Source organism: Streptomyces viridosporus (assembly GCF_002078235.1).
GTDB classification, from domain to species: domain Bacteria; phylum Actinomycetota; class Actinomycetes; order Streptomycetales; family Streptomycetaceae; genus Streptomyces; species Streptomyces viridosporus.
The window spans coordinates 1-1,199 of record NZ_MSGP01000697.1; the positions used below are offsets into that span (position 1 = coordinate 1).

The following is a 1,199-nucleotide window of genomic DNA, read 5'->3' on the forward strand; positions in this document are numbered from 1 at the left end:
CGTGGGTCCGGCCGCGGCCGGCGGCGCCGTAGCGGGCTGTCGGTGCAGCGCCTGGGCCAGCTCCACCAGCCCGCCGGTGCCGGACACTTCGGTGGCGTGCAGACGGTAGGTGCCTGCGGTCTCGGGGGGTTCCTCGCGGGCGGCGGCCCGGCGCGCCGCGTCGGCGAGCATGGCGGCCTCCGCCGCGAGACGGGCCTCGTGGGGGGAGCGGCCCGCGCTCAGGGCGGTGTCCCGCACCCGCTCGCGGACCCGGTGGTCGAAGTACGGCGCCAGGGTGAGCAGGGCGTCGTGGATGGACACCTCGCGCCACTGGAGCCGGTCCTGGGGAAGCTGCCACCAGGCGACGGAGGGCTTGGGCGCGGTGGACACCGACTTCACCAGGGACCACAGCGGAGCCAGCCGCCGGTAGTCGCCCAGCCCCCGCCACTGCGCGAGGGCCGGCGGCAGCAGCCTCGGCAGCACGAACCCCGCCGCACACAGCAGCGCGGCCAGCGAGGCCATCGGCGGGGCGAGCGTGGTGGACAGGAAGTCGAGGTCGTGGCCCGACCAACGCGCCACGACCGCGGTGTACTTGGCCAGCTGGAAGCCCAGCACGTCCAGCAGCGCCCCGCACAGGATCAGCCGCAGCCCGGTCCGCAGCAGCCCGGTGACCTCGCGGCCCCACTTGACGCACACCACGCACATCACCAGCATCGCCGCGCTGTGCCCGACCAGGTACAGCAGGATCATCTCCCGCATGAACGGGGTGTTGGCGTAGTACGTGTCCAGGTCCGTCAGCCGCTCGGTGTCCGCCTCGGCGAGCGCGAACAGCACGACGATGACGGCCACCAGCCCCCCGTAGGCGGCGATGCTGCGCAGCACCATGCGCCGCACCCGCTCGCGGGGACCGCCCCGCCAGTTGATCAGCAGCACGAGCACCGCGCAGCTGTACGCGGAGAGCATGCCGTAGGTCAGCGGCGCACCGAAGTTGGGGATGCCGGTGAGGTCGTTGACGGCGGCCAGGGTGGCCGGCGCGGCGCAGACGAAGACCAGGGCGCCGAGGGCGATCGCCACGCAGGTGGACAGGGTCAGCGGGTTCCGCACGGCCGTGCGCGGGCGGCGCAGCAGCAGCACCGAGGACATCCCGAAGACCAGGGCCCCCAGGTACACGACGAGGCTCATGCCGGACGAGGGCACCTCGTCCGGCATGAGCCTCGTCG

At 73.7% G+C, this 1,199-nt stretch carries 1 protein-coding gene; it reads right to left on the reverse strand.

The window, feature by feature from the left end:
* The coding region (locus B7L92_RS36015; RefSeq protein WP_107501718.1) for an MAB_1171c family putative transporter at positions 1–1,161 on the reverse strand (1,161 nt) is incomplete at its 3' end.
* Positions 1,162–1,199 lie beyond the last annotated feature (38 nt).